The 19,118-nt window shown below is 56.4% G+C and carries 20 protein-coding genes and 1 tRNA gene; 12 read left to right on the top strand and 9 right to left on the bottom strand.

What is annotated here, in order from left to right:
- Positions 1–428: 428 nt before the first annotated feature.
- The 4 genes from BFP70_RS17970 to BFP70_RS17955 form a co-directional block, all read right to left on the bottom strand.
- Entirely contained in the window at positions 429–863 is a 435-nt protein-coding gene (locus tag BFP70_RS17970) for a hypothetical protein (RefSeq protein WP_066013107.1), read from the bottom strand.
- Entirely contained in the window at positions 860–1,681 is an 822-nt protein-coding gene (locus BFP70_RS17965) for a GyrI-like domain-containing protein (RefSeq protein WP_218059694.1), read from the bottom strand. The genes BFP70_RS17970 and BFP70_RS17965 overlap by 4 nt, the downstream gene beginning before the upstream one ends.
- A 524-nt stretch (positions 1,682–2,205) precedes the next feature.
- Positions 2,206–2,282 (bottom strand) — tRNA-Arg (locus BFP70_RS17960).
- 63 nt (positions 2,283–2,345) lie between these two features.
- A complete protein-coding gene (locus tag BFP70_RS17955; RefSeq protein WP_141693260.1) occupies positions 2,346–3,773 on the bottom strand; it encodes a HAMP domain-containing sensor histidine kinase in 1,428 nt (475 codons plus the stop codon).
- Positions 3,774–4,082: 309 nt separating this feature from the next.
- On the opposite strand from BFP70_RS17955, the gene rpmH reads away from it, so the two are divergent.
- The 8 genes from rpmH to yihA all read left to right on the top strand — a co-directional run bounded on the left by rpmH (position 4,083) and on the right by yihA (position 10,912).
- Positions 4,083–4,217, top strand: a complete 135-nt coding sequence (gene rpmH, locus BFP70_RS17950; RefSeq protein WP_066013101.1) for a 50S ribosomal protein L34 — start codon at positions 4,083–4,085, stop codon at positions 4,215–4,217.
- 27 nt (positions 4,218–4,244) lie between these two features.
- The gene (rnpA, locus tag BFP70_RS17945) at positions 4,245–4,742 is read left to right on the top strand and encodes a ribonuclease P protein component (protein ID WP_066013095.1); all 498 of its coding nucleotides are present in this window, start codon (positions 4,245–4,247) and stop codon (positions 4,740–4,742) included.
- Positions 4,739–5,017, top strand: coding sequence for a membrane protein insertion efficiency factor YidD (yidD, locus tag BFP70_RS17940; protein ID WP_066013094.1), 279 nt, complete (start codon positions 4,739–4,741; stop codon positions 5,015–5,017). Before rnpA ends, yidD begins: the two co-directional genes overlap by 4 nt.
- Positions 5,010–5,894, top strand: coding sequence for a tRNA 2-thiocytidine(32) synthetase TtcA (ttcA, locus tag BFP70_RS17935; protein WP_066013089.1), 885 nt, complete (start codon positions 5,010–5,012; stop codon positions 5,892–5,894). Before yidD ends, ttcA begins: the two co-directional genes overlap by 8 nt.
- Before the next feature lie 140 nt (positions 5,895–6,034).
- Positions 6,035–7,510: a GGDEF domain-containing protein gene (locus BFP70_RS17930; RefSeq protein WP_176715602.1), complete on the top strand. Its 1,476-nt coding sequence runs from the start codon at positions 6,035–6,037 to the stop codon at positions 7,508–7,510.
- Between the two features lie 155 nt (positions 7,511–7,665).
- The gene (yidC, locus tag BFP70_RS17925; RefSeq protein WP_066013088.1) at positions 7,666–9,516 is read left to right on the top strand and encodes a membrane protein insertase YidC; all 1,851 of its coding nucleotides are present in this window, start codon (positions 7,666–7,668) and stop codon (positions 9,514–9,516) included.
- Positions 9,513–10,262, top strand: a complete 750-nt coding sequence (locus BFP70_RS17920; RefSeq protein WP_066013086.1) for an MOSC domain-containing protein — start codon at positions 9,513–9,515, stop codon at positions 10,260–10,262. Before yidC ends, BFP70_RS17920 begins: the two co-directional genes overlap by 4 nt.
- On the top strand, positions 10,262–10,912 hold the full coding sequence (gene yihA / locus BFP70_RS17915; RefSeq protein WP_066013083.1) for a ribosome biogenesis GTP-binding protein YihA/YsxC: 651 nt from the start codon (positions 10,262–10,264) through the stop codon (positions 10,910–10,912). The genes BFP70_RS17920 and yihA overlap by 1 nt, the downstream gene beginning before the upstream one ends.
- Before the next feature lie 43 nt (positions 10,913–10,955).
- On the opposite strand, the gene BFP70_RS17910 is transcribed toward yihA, so the two are convergent.
- Entirely contained in the window at positions 10,956–11,684 is a 729-nt protein-coding gene (locus BFP70_RS17910) for an SDR family NAD(P)-dependent oxidoreductase (RefSeq protein ID WP_066013081.1), read from the bottom strand.
- A 126-nt stretch (positions 11,685–11,810) separates the two neighbouring features.
- On the opposite strand from BFP70_RS17910, the gene argB reads away from it, so the two are divergent.
- Complete coding sequence (gene argB, locus BFP70_RS17905; protein WP_066013079.1) at positions 11,811–12,701, top strand: acetylglutamate kinase; 891 nt, start codon at positions 11,811–11,813, stop codon at positions 12,699–12,701.
- A gap of 153 nt (positions 12,702–12,854) precedes the next feature.
- Positions 12,855–13,376, top strand: a complete 522-nt coding sequence (locus BFP70_RS17900; RefSeq protein ID WP_066013076.1) for a histidine phosphatase family protein — start codon at positions 12,855–12,857, stop codon at positions 13,374–13,376.
- Between the two features lie 75 nt (positions 13,377–13,451).
- Here BFP70_RS17900 and clpB read toward each other — a convergent pair whose 3' ends face one another.
- Positions 13,452–16,064, bottom strand: coding sequence for an ATP-dependent chaperone ClpB (clpB, locus tag BFP70_RS17895; protein WP_066013074.1), 2,613 nt, complete (start codon positions 16,062–16,064; stop codon positions 13,452–13,454).
- A gap of 254 nt (positions 16,065–16,318) precedes the next feature.
- Here clpB and BFP70_RS17890 point away from each other — a divergent pair, with 254 nt between their 5' ends.
- Together BFP70_RS17890 and pyrF are read left to right on the top strand one after the other, a co-directional pair.
- On the top strand, positions 16,319–16,528 hold the full coding sequence (locus BFP70_RS17890; RefSeq protein WP_066013072.1) for a hypothetical protein: 210 nt from the start codon (positions 16,319–16,321) through the stop codon (positions 16,526–16,528).
- 89 nt (positions 16,529–16,617) lie between these two features.
- A complete protein-coding gene (gene pyrF / locus BFP70_RS17885) occupies positions 16,618–17,322 on the top strand; it encodes an orotidine-5'-phosphate decarboxylase (protein WP_066013071.1) in 705 nt (234 codons plus the stop codon).
- 71 nt (positions 17,323–17,393) lie between these two features.
- Here pyrF and BFP70_RS17880 read toward each other — a convergent pair whose 3' ends face one another.
- The 3 genes from BFP70_RS17880 to BFP70_RS17865 form a co-directional block, all read right to left on the bottom strand.
- Positions 17,394–17,639 (bottom strand): hypothetical protein, encoded by a 246-nt coding sequence (locus BFP70_RS17880; RefSeq protein WP_066013069.1) that lies wholly within the window; start codon positions 17,637–17,639, stop codon positions 17,394–17,396.
- Between the two features lie 298 nt (positions 17,640–17,937).
- A complete protein-coding gene (locus tag BFP70_RS17870) occupies positions 17,938–18,222 on the bottom strand; it encodes an NfeD family protein (RefSeq protein ID WP_066013064.1) in 285 nt (94 codons plus the stop codon).
- A gap of 4 nt (positions 18,223–18,226) precedes the next feature.
- A complete protein-coding gene (locus BFP70_RS17865) occupies positions 18,227–19,105 on the bottom strand; it encodes an SPFH domain-containing protein (RefSeq protein WP_066013062.1) in 879 nt (292 codons plus the stop codon).
- Positions 19,106–19,118: the final 13 nt, after the last annotated feature.

Here is a 19,118-nt window from a genome sequence, read left to right as displayed (position 1 = left end):
CTGTTGTCACCTTTTCTGCGGTCAGTTGACCATCATCCCTTCGAGGTTCGGTCATCGCCCTGCAAAGCCGACATTGGCGCAACCGCAGCGGACGGCGGCTCCGTCCGCACTGCCGACCTCGGACCGTTCAAAATGCTGCAGGCTGCATGAATGGCCGCTTTGGTGAAACGGCGGATCGGCTCGGCGACGACCGGTTAGGGCCGTTCGTGTCGAGCGGCCCCGCTGTGGTGATCTCGCAGCCCGCCGCAACGCCGCGCGTCGGGAATGAGCCCATATTGACGGATGCGCCTGCGCGACAAATTGCATGTGCAGCGTCGTGGCATCCCCAGGCGCGGCCCCGTTGCCGCCGCTTGGATCCAGGTTCGTGCGGTGGCATGGCTTTCCCAGTCGGGTCACAAATACCCCCGCAGCTTTTTTACGTGTGTCTATTATCCGTTGGTCCGTTGCTCACGACGCTTGCTTCTGTGGTAGTTCAACGCCCTGCGAAGACAGAAACTCACTGCGTTTTCAGGCAGGAGCCGCTCATGGGGAATAATGACAGCACGGTCTTTTTCAAACCGAAATATATTTGCAAACTGCATGCGAAACTCTTCTACGAGTGATGTCTGGCAGTTGAAGAAGATGGCGGCATCCTTCGGTGCTGATCTTGATTGACCCAGTCGAATTGTCGTGCCGCTCTTGGTGACTTGCGTCAGATAGGCGGGCTCTCCCCATTTGAGGGTCTCGGCAATCGGCCCAATTGTTTCCATTCCTTCCGATTTCTCGAAAATCATGCATCGTATGCGAAGGAGGCGTGCCCTTGCGGGCTCAGGAACCTTCGCAAACGCTTGCGCCACAGTGTGCGGCATGTCGGGCATGTTCATTTCAGGACATGCAACGGAAGATGGATATCAGTGCGCAATTCATTCTGGGGAACCTGGCTCGGGTCATTGAGATATGCTTCGAAAATCGGCGCATCGCCGGGTTCATACCCAGAAGCGGGGAGCCATGTGCCAAGAAGCCACCGGTAGGCATGACGCATGGCGGCATAGGGGCCGGTGTAGTTTAGCTGAGCATAGTGCCCACCTTTCAGTGTTGTCTCTCCCAGAGGCTCGCCAATTGCGATATCGTTGCCGATAGGCATACAGGCCCTTGACCGAAGCTCAGATTCCTCGCCCGCGTCCGGGTCGTCGAAGAAAACGCCGATCATTGACGGGGTCTCGGGCAAGCCGCCTTGTTTCGCAAGCTCGGCAAACAATCTTCCGATCGCATGATCTATCTGCATATAAGAGCCGACATGGTCGATGCTTGCGCAGCGTTGTTCGGGCAATGTAACGACTGACACCGGGAAGCTTTGCGCATCACATGTGCTGACAGCTTTCTTGAAGGCGGCATGCTTCCCGGCTGCTCTGAACTGCGCGGGGGTGTCTCCGAGCACATCACGAAAGGCGCGCCCAAACGTATCCGTCGAGCCGTATCCCGCCAACATCGAAATTTTGTCCATTGCAATATCGGTGTTAGCCAGACGATCCGCTGCTCGCTGTAGCCTTAACCGACGGATTCTCGCGGCAACAGTTTCCCCACGCATCGCGGCGTAAATTCGGCTCCAATGATATGGCGACAGGCATGCCACCTCGGCCAAACTCTCCAACGAAAGATCACCTTCGAGATGAGCGTGGATATGATCATCAACGCGGTTCAAGCGATCAAGATAGCTTTGGTGGGTGGCAGGTTTGGGCATGAGTTCACTTTCGGTCATTGCGTTGCCCTATCAAGCTTGCACAAACCGAACCGACAAATCCTGCGGATTTGCTTGGAAGGCCTTGGAACCCCCACCTGTCCATCAAGAGCTGTCGCAGGTTTCGCATAGATTACACACCTGCAGCGAACGGCAGTTCTGTCCGCTCAGCGGACGATGGACGGTATTGGATAGCTGCAGGCGCGGCGAATGGCGGTTCCTCTTGTCGCTTGTGCAGCGTGGGACCGCCGCCCAACAGGCCAAAACCAAGACTTTGCAAATGGTGATTTGCTGCGCACTGCTGCCGTTCGTGAAAAGCGCGGCGAATGTCGGCTCACCGTGCATCGTTGTCTGAAAGGCATAGCGAAGCATCACTTAAGGGGGGCGAACCGGATACTCGCGGCTCACCCACAATCATCCGGTTCGCGGTGATTGGGTCAGTTTGTGACGTAAAAGCCAATTTCGTCTGACGTCTTACATTTGGCAAGTGGCGGACCCGGAGCGATTCGAACGCCCGACCCCTTGATTCGTAGTCAAGTGCTCTATCCAGCTGAGCTACGGGTCCGTTGAGGGGGCTTCTAATGGGGGGCGCTCATGGGCGCAACCCTAAAATTCATTTTTTTAGAAATTAGTTCGAAGTCATTAATTCGGCGGGCAAATTCGTCGGACGGATTGAAAGATCCTGCGGCAGATGAATCATGAATTGCGTACCGTTCTCATCGCTGCGGACAAGTTCAAGGCGGCCGCCATGTCCGCGGACCAACTCTGCCGAAATTGCCAGTCCTAAGCCGGTGCCGCCCTTGCGGGTGCCGCCGGTGAAGGGTTGGAAAAGGTGATCTTTGGTTTTTGTTGGCAGGCCCGGTCCGGTGTCTTGCACGCGCACCCACCATCCTTCAGCCTCTTCTCCGGCGCCGATTTCGATGGTGCCGGGGGCCCCGGTTGCTTCCAACGCCTGACGTGCATTACGTACCAGATTGGAAATCACCCGATATAGCTGTTCGTGATCGCCGCGGATTGTCAGATTGGGTGCGATATCGATGACAAAATCGATATTCGCGGCCTCGGCCGGTGGCTGCTCGCTATCGGTGACTTCAGCCACCAGCTTGCCCAGCATGAAACGCGACATCGTGGGGGGGGGTTCTTCGGCCTTTCCGAAGGCGAGTGTGGTCTCGCATAGGTTCACGGCGCGGCCAATGGAGTTCATCAGTTTTGGCGCGGCGCGTTTGACCATCGGATCGTCCGAGCTTTCCATGCGGTCCGCAAACAATTGTGCCGTGGTCAGAATATTGCGCAGGTCATGGCTGATCTTGGCGACCGCCTGGCCCAGCTGCGCCAGGCGCTCTTTTTGGCGCAGGGCGGAGGTCAGCTCGGTTTGCATCTCTGCCAGCGCCTCTTCTGCCACGCGCAGTTCTTGGATGCGGGCGCGGGGTTCGATGATGCGGCGGGCATCTTCGGGCGCCTGCGCATAAGAGGCCATATGTGCGACGACCCGTTGGATCGGTGTAACCATCAGGCGTTTCACCAAAGCGAAGAGCAGCAGCGCCGTCACGGCCGAAATGGCGGCGGATAATGTTAGCATTTGCAACCCGGCTTCCATCATTTCATGTCGCATGGGAGCGGTATCCATCGTGACCTCAATTACCTGACCGCCTTTTTGCACCGGATCACCGACGACACGAATCACATGGTTGCCCGGATCCACCAACAGTGCCAGCGCATCACGGATGCGCGTCGCCAAGGTCGCGTCGCGGATGTCATATGTTGCTGCAATCGGCTCTGGGATCGGGGATGAGAGTACAAGCTGGCGCACGGCATCGCGGCGCAGGACAACGTTATAGACGCCGGCATTTTGTAAGAGTTCTGTTTCAAGGTCTGGCTCGATCGTCTGGTCCGAGGCCAAAAGCGCCAAGGATGCGATCTGCGCGCGCTCCAAACGGGTTAAGAGGTAGTTTTCACGAAAGCCTGCGATGCCGGGAAGGACGATCAATACTTCTGCCAAGACGACAAAGAGTGTCGTCAATACAAGAAAACGGCCTGAAAGTGTGTTGATCGTCATGTCTCTTCTCATGCCCGTTGGGGATTGCCAGTCACGGGGATGTCATCCAGATAGCATTTGCGCCGCAGGATTAAATAGCCAGCTGGTATTTTTGGCGAAACATCGCCCATTGGGGGGATATGACTGTGCCGCCTGTATTGCAACCAAGCGGGTTTGCGTATCAATCTTGCGATATAACGATAAAAGCGGCGGGAAACGAATTGACACAAGGGCGCACCGCCACTAAAGACCGGGCTTCAAATATGTGCGGCAGCCGAATCCTTACTGGCTCCGTGTTGCCCAACCGTATCAGATTTTTGGAGTGAAGCGATGAAACGCACCTTCCAGCCGTCGAACCTCGTTCGTGCCCGTCGTCATGGTTTCCGTGCCCGCATGGCAACCAAAGGTGGCCGCCGCGTGCTGAACGCGCGCCGTGCAAAAGGCCGCAAGTCCCTTTCGGCATAAGCCGTAGTTTAGGGCTTGGTTCAAGCTATGACACCGCCGGAGGCGTCCGTGAGTGATCCACTGGATCAGGATACGGGTAGCATCCCGGCGGTTTCTGCATGTGATGCCAGCGAAACTGCTGCGCAGGTGGCAATCCTGCGCAATCGTTCGGATTTTCTGTTGGCCGCACAGGCGCGCCGTCAGGGAACGCCTGGTTTTTTGCTGCAAGCGCGTAAGCGTGTCACGGATACAGTGCCAGCCCATTTGGTACGGATTGGCTTTACCTGCTCTAAAAAAGTAGGAAATGCAGTGCAGCGCAATCGTGCGAAGCGCCGGTTGCGTGCTTTGGCGCGGGCTGTTTTCCCGATGAACGCGCGGGCAGGGTGGGATTTTGTCCTGGTGGGGCGGGCGGATGCCACGGCGAATCGCAATTTCGCGCAAATGACGGATGATCTGCGGATCGCGCTGATGTCCATTCAGTCGGACAATTATCGTGCGCCCAAACCTCGGGCGCCGAAACGCAAATCCACGGGGCCGCGGAAGTGACGCCTTTGGCGCATGTATTGGCTCTGCCAGTGCGTGCCTATCGGCTGTTGCTCAGCCCTTGGGTTGGCCACGGCTGCCGGTTTCAGCCCACCTGTTCCGCATATGCGCTGGAGGCTTTGGCCCGGCACGGTGCGTTAAAGGGCGGTTGGCTTGCGCTAAAACGCGTGGCACATTGCCACCCTTGGGGTGGGCACGGATATCACCCGGTTCCCGGCGTGGACCCTGAATATGACGCTGCACATACTGCACGCACCACGGAGAAGCACGATGCTTGACGATGAACAAAATCCGATCCATCCGCTTTTTGATGGCGCCCCTTCTTCGACAGAATTTAAGAAGCTGCGAAAACGGGTGGTCCGCCAGGCGCGTGAAGCGATTGAACAATTTGGAATGGTCGAGCGTGGCGCGCGATGGCTGGTTTGCTTGTCGGGCGGCAAGGACAGCTACACGCTGCTTGCGGTTCTGCATGAGCTAAAATGGCGCGGCCTTTTACCGGTTGAGATTTTGGCCTGCAATCTGGATCAGGGACAGCCCAATTTTCCAGCCACGGTATTGCCGGAATTTTTGGAAAAGATGGGCGTGCCGCACCGGATCGAATATCAGGATACGTATTCGGTGGTCATGGATAAGGTCCCTGCAGGGCGCACCTATTGCGCCCTGTGTTCGCGTCTGCGCCGTGGCAATCTGTATCGAATCGCGCGTGAAGAAGGTTGCTCAGCGGTGGTTTTGGGCCATCATCGCGATGACATCTTGGAAACATTCTTTATGAACCTGTTCCACGGCGGGCGTCTGGCGACGATGCCGCCCAAGCTGGTGAATGAAGAAGGGGATCTGTTCGTTTATCGCCCGCTTGCCTTCGTAGCCGAAACAGATTGCGAAAAATTCGCCAATGCCATGCAATACCCGATCATCCCTTGTGATCTGTGTGGGTCGCAAGATGGACTGCAGCGGCAGCAGGTTAAGCAGATCCTGGACGGTTGGGAAAAGAACGCACCGGGCCGTCGGCAGGTGATGTTCCGGTCGTTGATGAATGCGCGGCCATCGCATTTGCTGGACAGCGGGTTGTTTGATTTTGCTGGGCTTATGCGCTCAGCCCCGCAGGATAGTTCGAATTTTAACGAAACGCCCCCGGTTTTGCGTAGCACAGATTAACGGATTGCTGAGAAACACCACCTAATGTCGACCTGAAATGATGCCCTTTGGGCGCCGTCGGGTTTTGAGGTTGGTGAATGTTTAAATCTGGAATGCAAAAACGTCTGCCTACGAGCGGGCCTATCCTGTGTCGGCGGGAAATGATCGCCTTTGTTCCAGCGATAACATTGGCTTGGCTGTGGGTCGGGGTCGAGGCCATGATCCTACTGGGCATAACGGCCTTGATCGTTGCCTATATGACCCGCCCTATCCTGCCCGCCCTTGATCAGCCTGGCCGTGAAACCGATCATGCCACAGGTTTGCCACTGCGCGAGGAAGGCGCGGGATTGATGCAGGACATGATCGAGGAGGCTGCGCGCAGCGTGCGCTCCACCGCCTGTCTGGTTGTCGGGATCGATGATGCGACACGGTTAGAGCGTCAGCTTCCCGGGGCAGAGTTCGATGAGATAATGCGCCGAACGTCCGAGCGGCTGGCGGGCGCCCTGCGTGACAGTGATATGGTCGCCCGATTAGAGGGGGCGCGCTTTGCCGTTATGCTTAAACCCACGCCACATCCTGATTTAGAAAGCATGATCCAGCTGTCGGTTCGGCTGCAATCCGCCACCGAAGAGCCTTTGTCGATTGCCGGGCGCGAGTTGAGCATTACCACATATGCTGGCTTTTGCCTGTTGAAGCGTTGCCCCAATGCAACGGGCGATAAGATGATTTCGGCGGCGGAAACCGCAGCCGAAGAAGCCGCGCGCAACGGTCCCTCGGCCATTCGCGCTTTCTCTCCTGAGATCCGCCGCACAGCGGAAATCCGGTCCTCGTTATCTACGGATGCGGGGGAGGGGTTGGAAAATGGCGATATCGTCGCGTATTTTCAGCCACAGTTGTCAACGGATACGGGGCAGGTTACAGGTATGCAGGCCGTACCGCGCTGGCTCCACCGCGATCGTGGGATCCTGACGGAAGAAGATATTTTGCCCGCCGTAGCGGCTGCCGGAATGCGCAAACGCTTCTACGAAGTGATGATGTATCAAATTTTCAGTGCGCTACGGACATGGCAACGCAAAGGCGAGATCTGTGGGCCTGTGTCCATCCCTGTGAATGATGAGCTGATGGCAAACCCCAAGATGGCCGAACGTTTGCAATGGGAGCTGGACCGGTTCGATCTTGATCCAAGCCTTATCCGGCTGATTTTGCAGCAAAACGTGATAGGTCAGCTGAAAGAAGACATCGTCGCGCATAACTTGGCATCGTGCCGCAAGTTGGGCTGTCATGTGGAATTGGCGGGTTTTGGGAATGGCCCCGCCTCGGTCAGTTCAATCAAAACCGCGAATGCACAGCGGTTGCGAATCCACCGCAGCTTTGTCACTCAAGTTGATCGGAACCCCGAAAAACAACAATTGGTCGCAGCGATCATCTCATTGGCAGAGGGTATGGGTGTAGCCACCCTTGCGGAGGGGGTCACAACCATCGGCGAACATTCTATGTTGGCGCAGCTGGGCTGTAATCATGTGCAAGGTCGGGCAATTTCGGCGCCCATGCCGCTGGATGAAACCCATGAATGGTTAAAGCGCCATCAGGCACGCTTGGCGAAAACACCCCAGATCGACACCAAACGCGGGGCGTGATCATGGGCCAAATGCAGGTGTGGCGCGACATTCGGTCCATTAACTTGCCCGAACTGAGCCTTGTGCCAATCAAATATGGCAAATTCGCTTGACCTTTGCCCCCCCCTTCTGTTGAACCAGCCACAATCCCGGATCTGCAGACGGAACTTTTCCCAATGGAAGACAAGAACCAGAACAAGAACCTCATCCTTGCGATCGTGCTTTCCGCCATCGTGATGATTGTATGGACGGTGTTCTTTCCCCCCGAGCAGGTGACAAACCCGCCGGAAGGTGAGACCGTTGCAGATGTGGTGGCCTCGCCTACGGCACCCTCTATCGCTCCGACGCCACAGGCGCTTGCCACGGCAACGGGTGATGCGCTTTCAACAGAGGCTGCAACGCAAAACCAGATCGCGGACACACCCCGTATCGCGGTTGAGACACCGGACGTGGTTGGGTCCATCTCCTTGATGGGCGGTCGCCTAGATGATTTGTCGTTGAAACAATATAAGGAAACGCTGGCCGAAGATTCTCCCTTGGTGCGGCTGCTGGCCCCGATTGGTGGCACGGACTTGAATTCGGCAGCACCCTATTACGTGGTCTATGGTTGGCTTCCCGCAGGCGGATATTCCGCCGATCAGGTGCCCGGACCGAACACAATCTGGAGCGCGCCTTCGGATGCGGCTTTGACGCCCGATACGCCCGTTACCTTGACATGGGATAATGGGGCAGGCCTGATCTTTCACCGCGAAATTTCGGTAGATGATCAATATCTGTTCACCATCCGCCAATCGGTTGAGAACACCACCGATGCGGCCGTGCGCCTGGCGCCTTATGGTATTATTGCGCGCCATGGCATCCCCGAGACGCGCCGCGTCTATGTGTTGCACGAAGGTGCGGTGCGGATGTCCGACGGCAAGTTGCAGGAAATCAAATACAAAAACATCCCTGATATGGACACGACGCCAAGCGAAGGTCAGGCCGATATCGTGTCGGTTCAAGACAGCGGTTGGACAGGGTTCACCGATAAATATTGGATGACCACACTTGCGCCGCTGGCGGGTCCGTTTACCTCTGTTGTGAAATATTCCGGTGAGACGTCGAATATCTATCAGACCGAAACGCGTATGCCCGTCATGGATATCGCCCCCGGGTCCAGCGCATCGGTCGACACGCGTTTGTTTGCCGGGGCGAAAGAATGGGAAGCCATTCGCCATTATCAAGACGATCTGGGGATCGCTAAATTCGTCGACAGTATCGACTGGGGCTGGTTCTATTTCCTGACCAAACCAATGTTCCGCCTGCTGCACTGGCTGCATGCTGTGATCGGCAACATGGGTTGGGCGATCATCGCGTTGACGGTGATTATCAAGACAGTCGTTTTCCCGCTGGCCCGAAAATCCTACATCTCGATGGCGAAGATGAAGGAATTGCAGCCTGAGATGGAGGCGATGAAAGAGCGTGCTGGCGATGACCGCCAGAAGCTTCAGCAAGGTATGATGGAGCTGTATAAGAAGAATAAGGTCAATCCGGCGGCAGGGTGTCTTCCTATCTTGCTGCAGATCCCAATCTTCTTCTCGTTGTATAAGGTGATTTACGTTACGATCGAACTGTATCACGCGCCCTGGGTGGGGTGGATTCACGATCTGTCAGCGCCGGATCCGACCTCAATCTTGAACCTGTTTGGCCTGTTGCCAAATGCTGTGCCTGAACCTGGTTCAATGCTCTTCATGCTGTCGCTTGGTGTGCTGCCGATTTTGTTGGGTGTGTCGATGTGGTTCCAGCAAAAGCTGAACCCGGCACCGACCGATCCGACACAGGCGCAGATCTTTGCCTTCATGCCGTGGATCTTCATGTTTATGTTGGGCAGCTTCGCATCGGGTCTGGTGCTGTACTGGATTGCGAACAACACGATCACATTCCTGCAGCAATATACGATCATGTCGATGCACGGAAAACGCCCGGATCTGTTCGGCAATATCAAAGCCAGCTTTAAACGTAAGAAGCCGGCCGAGAAAAAGAAATGATCGCCCGGCTTGACCGGATCCTGCGCCACCCGATCAAGTCGATCGGTGTGGAGCAGATCGAAAGCGCGTCCCTCAGTGAGGGGCGCGCTTTGCCCTTTGACCGGGTTTGGGCTGTGACCCATGCCAAGACCAAAACTGTCGCCGGGCAATGGGGCGCAAAGATCAACTATGTCATCGGGCGGTCTGGACCTGCGCTGATGCAGGTGAAAGCCGCGCAGCAAAAAGACGGGACTTGGCGGCTAACGCACCCAGATCACAACGATCTTATTGTCGACCCTGATCACGGCGCGGATCAGCTGCGATTGCTGGATTGGCTTCGCGCGCTTTGGCCCGAAACATTGCCGCAGCCAACCGGGGTGGTGCGCGCCGCAGCGCAGCCGCTTGCGGATCAAGAGACAGAGTATCTGTCCCTAATTGGGGAGGGGTCTTTACAGGATGTGTCGGATAGGGCCGGCATGGCGTTGGACCGTGATCGTTTCCGGGCGAATCTTTGGGTGTCGGGCTGGGAGGCCTTTGCCGAATTTGATCTGATCGGCCGCGATATTCGTATCGGGCAGGCGATTTTGCGGCCGGAAAAACGTATTGGGCGCTGCCGCGCGACCGACGCGGATCCGCAGACAGGGCGTCGCGACATCGATATGCTGAAAACATTGAACGGCCTATATGGTCACACCGACCTTGGCGTATTTTGCACCGTAATCCGGGCTGGCCAGATCACCCGCAACGACCAAGTGGAGATCATGTAATGGAACTGCAATTCACCCTTGCCCCAGAGCCCGACCAGCGTAGCGCAGAACGCGGACGGCTGTTATTTGCGGCCCCTGTGGAGTTTTTGAAAGGCGTGGTGGCCATGTCGGGCCTGCCCGAGCCAGACCGGCTGGAAGTATGCTTTGCTGGGCGGTCGAATGTTGGGAAATCATCGCTGATCAATGCGTTGACCAATCGCAAGAACCTTGCGCGGGCGTCCAATACACCGGGCCGGACGCAAGAGATCAACTATTTCACCACACAGGATGGGCCGTTCTTGGTCGATCTTCCCGGTTATGGTTTCGCGCAAGCCCCGGTGCCGGTTGTGAAAAAATGGCAAGAGCTGTTGAAAAGCTACCTTGCCGGGCGGGCCACGTTACGCAGGGTCTTTGTTTTGGTCGATGCGCGCCATGGGGTGAAAGCGGTCGATGAAGAGATTTTGACGCTGCTGGACCGTTCTGCGGTGACATTTCAGGTGGTGCTGACGAAGATCGACAAGATCAGTAAGGCCGAACAGGAGAAGGTCGTCGCACAGGTGCAAACCGCGCTGAAGACTCATCCGGCGGCCTATCCTGAGATCGTGATGACATCGTCTGAAAAAGGGATCGGGATTCCGACGCTGCGCGCGATTATCAGCGGACTGGAATAACATCAGATGGTTTGGGCGGGCCAACCGATCCGCCCAAACTCGATTAGACGTGCTGGCCGCCGTTTACCTCGATTTCGGTACCGGTGATATAGGTCGATCCGGCGTTGCACAGATACCAGATCAGGTCGGCCACCTCTGAGGGTTGTCCCAATCGGCGCATCGGTAGTTTCTCGACAATTTTTTCGGTGCCCGGTGACAGGATCGATGTTTCAATCTCGCCGGGTGCAATCGCATTGACTCGCACGCCCATCGGGCCGAAATCATGTGCCATTTCCCGGGTCAGCGCCTTCAATGCGGCCTTGGATGTGGCATAGGCTGCGCCGGCGAAGGGATGCACGCGTGATCCCACGATCGAGGTCACATTCACCACCGATCCTTTTGTCTCCTTCAGTTCGGCTTGCAGCCCGCGCGCCAAGACGATCGAGGCAAAAAAGTTCACATGGAACACTTGTCCCCAGGTGCGTAGATCCGTGTCCAATGTCGACAGGCGGCCACCATCTTCGGCTTTGGGCGAGATCCCGGCATTATTGACCAATGCATGCAGCTTGCCGTCCAGGCGGTCACGAATATCTTGGATCGCTTCCATCGTTTGGCTTGGATCTGCCAGATCCAGTTGGATGTGGTCCTCTTCTCCGCCCCAGGGGCAGCGCGGGTCAAAGGCCTGGCGCGAACAGGTCAATACCCGCCATCCTTCGGCATCGAACCGCTTTACCGTTGCATGCCCAATCCCACGGCTTGCCCCGGTCAAAAGAATTACCTTGCGGTCGTCCATAGCGGATGCCTTTCATATCTTGTTCGGCCAAACCTTAGCGGGCTGCTCAGGATCTGCAATGGGCTGCCCCTTCACTCTTGGCACAAGAACGCTTAATACTGGCATTTGATTTCCCGAGGATCGAAGATGAGACCGCAGAAGATGAACCAGGACTGGCCTGCCGCCGCCCGGACACTGTCCGAGGCGCTTCCCTACCTCCAGCGCTATTCCGGCGCGGTTGTCGTTGTCAAATTTGGCGGAAACGCTATGGGCGATGATGATCAAATGGCGGATTTCGCCCGTGACATCGTGTTGATGCGCCAAGTGGGGCTGAACCCCGTTGTGGTTCACGGCGGTGGCCCGATGATCAACGAAACGCTCAAGAAGCTGGGCATTGTGTCCGAATGGGTGCGTGGCAAACGCGTGACGGATAAGGCCACAGTTGAAGTGGTTGAGATGGTCCTGTCAGGTCTGGTCAATAAGCGGATTGTTCAGGCGATCAACGATCAAGGCGGGCGTGCCGTAGGGATCTCGGGCAAGGATGATGATCTGATGGTCTGCGAGGCCGACGATCCAGAGCTTGGCTTTGTTGGCCGCCCCGTTGAGATGAACGTGCAGGTGATCCGCGATCTGTATAATGCGGGGATCGTGCCGGTGGTTGCACCTGTGGCCACAGGAATGGCCGATAATGAGACCTTCAACGTGAACGGCGATACCGCCGCAGGCGCAATTGCCGGGGCGTTGCAGGCCGATCGCCTGCTGCTGTTGACTGATGTTGCAGGCGTAAAGAATAAAGAGGGCAACGTTGTCACCCAGATGACGCCCGAAGATGTGCATGCGATGATCGAAGATGGCACTATTGCTGGCGGGATGATTCCAAAGGTGGAAACCGCGTTGAAGGCGGTTGGTGAAGGCGTGCGCGCTGTGGTGATCTTGGATGGACGGGTGCCCAATGCCTGTTTGCTGGAGCTGTTCACCGAACATGGGGCTGGCTCTATGATCCGGTCCACCGCGCCACGCGTGCGGCCACATTCGTAAGTTCGCTCAGCGCGGATAGATGTGTCGGGGGGGGCGATCGGCTGTCTTTGCGTCGCCCTTTCACGAATCGGTTACTGATTAACGCCAAGGGGGCTTGCCCTGCGCAGCCCCTCTTGGCACAGTCATTCCATTCCCACCAAACAGGACTGCATGATGACCACGCCTTCCGGCCACCGCCGCCTGATTTTGACCCGCCACGCGAAATCCAGTTGGGATGATCCGACGGTTGAAGACGCGGCGCGTCCATTGAACCACCGGGGTCGTCATGCGGCGCGCGAATTGGGTGATTTTCTGGCATCACGCGGGTTAGAACCCGAAGAGGTGCTGTGCTCTACCGCTGCGCGCACACAAGAAACCTGGGAGCAAATCAAGGGGGCGGTCATCGCCACCCGGCCTGAAGTCAGATATCTGGATGATCTGTATCACGCATCCCCTGACGTTATGTTAAACGCGTTGAAAACCGCATCGGCACAGTCGGTGATGATGATCGGGCATAATCCGGGGATTGCGGAATTTGCTGCAATGTTGCCAGCCATTCCGCCGGTCTCTGCCGATTTTCGCCGCTATGTTACCTGCGCGACATTGATCGTGGATTTCCAGATTGAAGATTGGTCGCAGCTGCGTCCCGGCGATGGGTCGGTAATGGATTTCTTTACCCCCACACGGCGCGGCTAATCTGCCACGGTTTTTGGTATCATGTCGGAAGCTAAAATGGCGAAGGGGCGGGAAAATCCCGCCCCCTTTGGTATGTTAGTGCAATGCGATGGGTTGAACCGGGTCATTATGCACGGCAGTGACATGATCGCCCACAATCAATCCATCCGGCCCTGCCGTGACGGGAATGGATGCGCCGTCTAGAACGTCACCTGCTAAAATCGCCTCCGCCAGCGGATCTTGCAAATGGCGCTGAATGACGCGTTTCAAAGGCCGGGCACCATAGACCGGGTCATAGCCCTTATCCGCCAGCCAGACCCGCGCAGAAGCATCCAGATCCAAATGGATCTTGCGACCGGCCAAGCGTTTCTCCAGCCGTGCAAGCTGCACGGATACAATACCATCCATATTGTCGCGTGTAAGGCGATCAAAGATCACCATCTCGTCCAGACGGTTCAGGAATTCGGGGCGGAAATGTGATCGCACCGCATCCATCACCTGTGCTTTGGCTTGCGAAGGGTCGGTTCCATCAGGAATGACCGACAGCGCTTGCGACCCAAGGTTAGAGGTCAGAATGATCAGCGTTTGCTTAAAGTCCACGGTGCGGCCTTGACCATCGGTCAAAACACCATCGTCAAGCACCTGAAGGAGCACGTTGAACACATCAGGGTGGGCCTTCTCGACCTCGTCAAACAGCACAACCTGATAGGGGCGTCGCCGCACCGCCTCGGTCAGGACACCACCCTCATCATAGCCGACATAGCCCGGAGGTGCGCCGATCAGCCGGGCCACAGAATGTTTCTCCATGAATTCCGACATATCAACCCGCACCATCGCCTGATCATCATCGAACAGGTAATCGGCCACAGCCTTGGTTAGCTCGGTCTTGCCGACGCCGGTCGGCCCCAGGAACAGGAACGAACCCAGCGGCCGGTTTTCATCATTCAGACCGGCCCGCGCGCGGCGCACTGCATTGGACACCGCCTTGATCGCGGAGTGCTGTCCGATGACGCGTTTGTGCAGCTCATCTTCCATTTTGAGCAGCTTTTCACGCTCACCTTCCAGCATCTTGGACATCGGAATGCCCGTCCAGCGTTCTACGACCTCGGCAATCTGTTCGGGACGGACGGCTTCTTCTACCATCACATCCTCGGCGTTTTCTGCCTCATGAAGCTGCTTTTCCAGATCCGGGATGCGGCCGTATTGCAGCTCCCCTGCCTTGGCGAAGTTCCCGATCCGCTTGGCGTGATCCAGCTCCAGCCGGGCTTGATCCAGCTGTTCCTTGATCACACGGCCAGATTCCAGCTTGTCGCGCTCTGCCTGCCATTTGGCCGTCATCTCGGCGGAATGTTCTTGCAGATCGGCAAGCTCTTTTTCCAACCGTTCAAGACGATCTTTCGACGCGACATCATCCTCTTTCTTCAACGCCTCTGCTTCAATTTGCAGCTGCAGGATCTGCCGGTCCAACGCGTCCAATTCTTCTGGCTTGCTGTCGACCTCCATCCGCAGGCGCGAAGCGGCCTCATCCACAAGATCGATCGCCTTATCGGGTAAAAAACGGTCGGTGATATAGCGATGGGACAATGTTGCTGCCGCAACCAAGGCCGAATCCGAGATCCGCACACCGTGGTGCATCTCATATTTTTCTTTGATGCCGCGCAGGATCGATACGGTGTCTTCAACCGTTGGCTCTTCCACCAGAACGGGTTGGAAGCGCCGGGCCAAAGCCGCATCTTTTTCAACATACTTGCGATATTCGTCCAATGTGGTGGCGCCGATGCAATGCAGCTCGCCTCGTGCCAAAGCCGGTTTGATCAGATTGGCTGCATCCATCGCACCGTCGGATTTTCCGGCGCCCACAAGGGTGTGCATCTCATCGATGAACAAAACGATTTCACCGGCGGCGGCTTCGATTTCCTTCAAGATGGATTTCAGCCGCTCTTCAAATTCGCCGCGATATTTCGCGCCTGCAATCAATGCGCCCATATCCAGCGCAAGCAGCTTTTTGTCGCGCAGGGACTCGGGAACGTCACCGCTGATAATCCGCAGCGCCAGCCCTTCGGCAATTGCCGTTTTCCCGACGCCGGGCTCACCAATCAAAACAGGGTTGTTTTTGGTCCGGCGTGACAAAACCTGCATCGTACGGCGAATTTCGTCGTCACGGCCGATGATGGGGTCAATTTTGCCCGCATCGGCGGCCTCTGTCAGGTCGCGTGCGTATTTTTTAAGCGCTTCATAGCCATCTTCGGCTGACGCACTGTCTGCCGTGCGCCCTTTGCGCAGGTCATTGATCGCGGTGTTCAGCTTTTGCGCCGTCACGGCGCCGGCACCCAATGCATCTTTGGCGCGGGTGTTGACCATCGCCAATGCCATTAAAATACGTTCAACAGGCACGAAACTATCGCCGGCTTTTTTGGCCAGCTTCTCGGCCTCATCCAACACACGGACAAGCGATTGATCTACATAGACCTGATCCGATCCCCCCGAGACTTTGGCCTGTTTCTTTACAACCAAATCAACGGCTTCGACGACGCGGGTTGCATCTCCGCCGGCGCGGTTGATCAAGTTGGCTGCAAGGCCTTGGTCGTCATCCATGAGTGCTTTTAGCAAATGCTCGGGCACCACACGCTGGTGGCTTTCCCGCATCGCAATGGTTTGGGCCGCCTGCAAGAAGCCGCGCGACCGCTCCGTGAACTTTTCCATGTCCATCGGCATCTCTCCTTTTGATAAAGCCCCCGGTCGATTTACGCCCATAATGGCACGTGTGGTTCCGGGTCTTGGAAAGAAAATGGTGTTAGGACGAGCCGGCTTCAAGGGGTGAAATGGCGTGGTGCTTGTTTTTTGTGCGTGGAATCGTGGCGTGGGCCGGGCAGGGCGATAACCCGTAGCATTCAGCAAAATGTGAAAGGGTTTCGCAAGCATTTGGCCGCACAATACGGAAATCGATCAGTGAGGACCTCGTGATGAACCATGCTACGGCCATCCATATCGCACGTCTGTTTTACAATGCTGCCAAGCACCGATTTGAGGCAATTGTAGAATTCTTCGCGCCGGGAATGCCCGTGCCGTTGCGGGTCCCGGTGCGTGTTCATGCCGATCAGGGGATCGCCCATCGACAGCTTACCCGGGCCTTGACACAAGAGGCGCAGCGACGTGGAATTGGCCGGCTCTAGGGCGGAAACACGGCGGCAGTCGCGAACTGGACCTTGACGCAGAAGGGGCACGCGCGCGATAGAAGGCCAACCGATAGGAGCCTTCATAAATGACCAATAGCCTTGCAGATGACCGCCTGATCGTGGCGATGGATGTCCCAAATGCAGTCGCCGGTTTAGCCTTGGCAGAGCGGTTGGGCGACAGCGTGTCGTTTTATAAGATCGGCCTTGGAATGTTGACAGGTGGTGGCCTTGCGCTGGCCAATGAACTTAAGCAAGAGCAAGGTAAGCGCATCTTTCTGGACATGAAATTTTTCGATATCGGTAAGACGGTAGAAAATGCTGTGCGCGGGATCGCGCAATTTGATTTGGATTTCCTGACGGTGCATGGTGATCCCCATGTCGTGCGCGCGGCCAAAGAAGGTGCTTCCGGGTCGAACCTGAAAATTCTCGCAGTGACGATTTTGACATCGCTCGACCGCGCGGATCTGGATGCATCGTTGATCAAAGACGGTGACATTGGTGATCTTGTGTCAGAGCGGGCGGGCCGTGCATTGGAAGCCGGAGCGGATGGCGTGATCGCCTCACCGCGCGAAGCGGCGTTGATCCGGGCATTGCCGCAATCGGCGGGCAAATTGATCGTGACGCCGGGCGTGCGCCCGGTAGGTGCGGCTTTGGGCGATCAAAAGCGCGTCGAAACACCGGCTTCTGCGATTGCCGCTGGGGCAGATCACATCGTTGTCGGCCGCCCGATTTGGACCGCCGATAATCCACGTGCCGCGACCGAGGCAATTTTGGCCGAATTGCCGAAGTAAACCCATTCAATATAATAAGACGCCCGGGAATACCCACGGGCGTCTTATTAAGCTGCAACAGAACAGCGACCTTAGTTTTCGTTCGTTTTTGCACCATCTGCCGAAGGCGCGACAGTGACCTCTGCTGGCTCCTCTGGTGCGGCGTCATTGCTGGGCGCATCCACCTGATTGGTGATCGACACCGAACTTGTATCCGGGCTGGCAGTCCCTGTCGGTTCCCCCATCACCATCCAGATTAATACGCCCAATGCGACGACAATCGCACCAAGGATAAAATATAGGCCGCCATCGTGGCGTTCGCGCGGACCATCAGACATAACGTTCTCCTCTCATTATGAGATTTGAGAACATAACGTTACTTATGGTTTTCCGTTCCATCGGGCGTAAACGCTGAGCGATTTTCCGCGTTTAAAGTGACGCGTCTTTGATGTTTCGCTTACAGTCGGGGGGGCCGTCATACTGGGTGCTGAAGGCGGTGACATTGCAATATTTGCAGGTGAACTCCTTTAATTCTCCATGTCCGCCGGTGCGTTCCCATTTGCAGGGCTTTCGGCGTTTATGCAGCACAATCCCAATGAAAAGAACGATAAATAGGATAAGCAGAATTGGCATGGCTCAGTCCTCGTTTATGTCGCGGTCCCAGATTTTGACCTGCCCGGCGCGTCTAGGAAAGGCTTTGCGCAAGCCCACCCATGCCAGCAATGACGTGACCGCGAAGATCAACACTAACAATGGAAGCGATGCCCCCAATAGGCCGACCCATGTCAACGCCGCAACGATCAGTGCGCCAATGGCGAACCCCAACAGGAAGAAACCCGGCAGCAAAAGTTCCGCTATGGCAAGACCTATGCCAAGAAGCGCCCAGATCCACCCCTCTTGCCATATCGATGTTAACACCATCGCGTTACTTCCCCTTTAGCAATGTAAAGGCATCGGTAAACGCATCCAATACCGACGCGGGAAGGATAACCGTTTGATTGCCTTCTGATTTGCCGACTGTGGCGATGGCTTCCACCTGCTTTAGGGCCACTTGATACTGCGCGGCCTCCAGCCCGTGTTTAGAAATCGCTACCGCGACGACTTCGGTTGCATAGGCCTCTGCATCGGCTTGCACGCGGCGGGCTTCGGCCTGCTTTTGTGCCTGATACAGCTCTGCGTCTGCGTTCAGCTCGACGGCGCGTTTGCTGCCTTCGGCCTCGGTCACGGCAGCACGGCGCGCACGTTCGGCGTTTAGCTGCTGCAACATCGCGGCACGGGTGGCGTCATCCAGGTTCACATCCAAAATCTCGGCGCGGGTGACTTCGATCCCCCAGTCATCCACCACCTGTGCCAAACTGTCCTGGATTGTTGCAATCAACCCGCCGCGGTTGGATTGTACCGTGTCCAGCTCCATTTTCCCGATCTCAGACCGGACGATCCCGGCCACAGTCGTCGCAATTGCACCGTCGATATCACGGATCCTGTAAACCGTCTTTTCAGGTTCTGTGATGCGATAAAAGACCGAGGTATCCACCTGCACCAAGACGTTATCGGCAGTGATTGCATCTTGGCTGGTTGTTGGCAGCTGCCGTTCCAAAATTGAGATTTTGTGCGGAACCCGGTCCAAAAACGGGATGATTAAATTGATCCCCGGCCCCAGAACCGAATGCAGCCTGCCGAACCGTTCGACAACATATTTTTCAGATTGCGGCACGATGCGCACACCCAAAAATACGCATAGGATCACAAATGCGGCCAGCGCCAATAGAACAGAGTTTCCACCCAGAAGATCGTTTAACGGCAAGGGAAAATCCTTT

This window comes from Thioclava sp. SK-1 (assembly GCF_001705665.1).
Lineage (GTDB): Bacteria > Pseudomonadota > Alphaproteobacteria > Rhodobacterales > Rhodobacteraceae > Thioclava.
Note: the sequence above shows the minus strand (reverse complement) of the source record. Positions and strands in the feature narration are given on the sequence as shown.

Coding starts and splice junctions, on each gene's coding strand:
- BFP70_RS17970 (WP_066013107.1), bottom strand. CDS start 863: ATGAACATGCCCGACATGCCGCACACTGTGGCGCAAGCGTTTGCGAAG.
- BFP70_RS17955 (WP_141693260.1), bottom strand. CDS start 3,773: ATGACGATCAACACACTTTCAGGCCGTTTTCTTGTATTGACGACACTC.
- rpmH (WP_066013101.1), top strand. CDS start 4,083: ATGAAACGCACCTTCCAGCCGTCGAACCTCGTTCGTGCCCGTCGTCAT.
- rnpA (WP_066013095.1), top strand. CDS start 4,245: ATGACACCGCCGGAGGCGTCCGTGAGTGATCCACTGGATCAGGATACG.
- ttcA (WP_066013089.1), top strand. CDS start 5,010: ATGCTTGACGATGAACAAAATCCGATCCATCCGCTTTTTGATGGCGCC.
- BFP70_RS17930 (WP_176715602.1), top strand. CDS start 6,035: ATGATCGCCTTTGTTCCAGCGATAACATTGGCTTGGCTGTGGGTCGGG.
- yidC (WP_066013088.1), top strand. CDS start 7,666: ATGGAAGACAAGAACCAGAACAAGAACCTCATCCTTGCGATCGTGCTT.
- BFP70_RS17920 (WP_066013086.1), top strand. CDS start 9,513: ATGATCGCCCGGCTTGACCGGATCCTGCGCCACCCGATCAAGTCGATC.
- yihA (WP_066013083.1), top strand. CDS start 10,262: ATGGAACTGCAATTCACCCTTGCCCCAGAGCCCGACCAGCGTAGCGCA.
- BFP70_RS17910 (WP_066013081.1), bottom strand. CDS start 11,684: ATGGACGACCGCAAGGTAATTCTTTTGACCGGGGCAAGCCGTGGGATT.
- argB (WP_066013079.1), top strand. CDS start 11,811: ATGAGACCGCAGAAGATGAACCAGGACTGGCCTGCCGCCGCCCGGACA.
- BFP70_RS17900 (WP_066013076.1), top strand. CDS start 12,855: ATGACCACGCCTTCCGGCCACCGCCGCCTGATTTTGACCCGCCACGCG.
- clpB (WP_066013074.1), bottom strand. CDS start 16,064: ATGGACATGGAAAAGTTCACGGAGCGGTCGCGCGGCTTCTTGCAGGCG.
- BFP70_RS17890 (WP_066013072.1), top strand. CDS start 16,319: ATGAACCATGCTACGGCCATCCATATCGCACGTCTGTTTTACAATGCT.
- pyrF (WP_066013071.1), top strand. CDS start 16,618: ATGACCAATAGCCTTGCAGATGACCGCCTGATCGTGGCGATGGATGTC.
- BFP70_RS17880 (WP_066013069.1), bottom strand. CDS start 17,639: ATGTCTGATGGTCCGCGCGAACGCCACGATGGCGGCCTATATTTTATC.
- BFP70_RS17870 (WP_066013064.1), bottom strand. CDS start 18,222: ATGGTGTTAACATCGATATGGCAAGAGGGGTGGATCTGGGCGCTTCTT.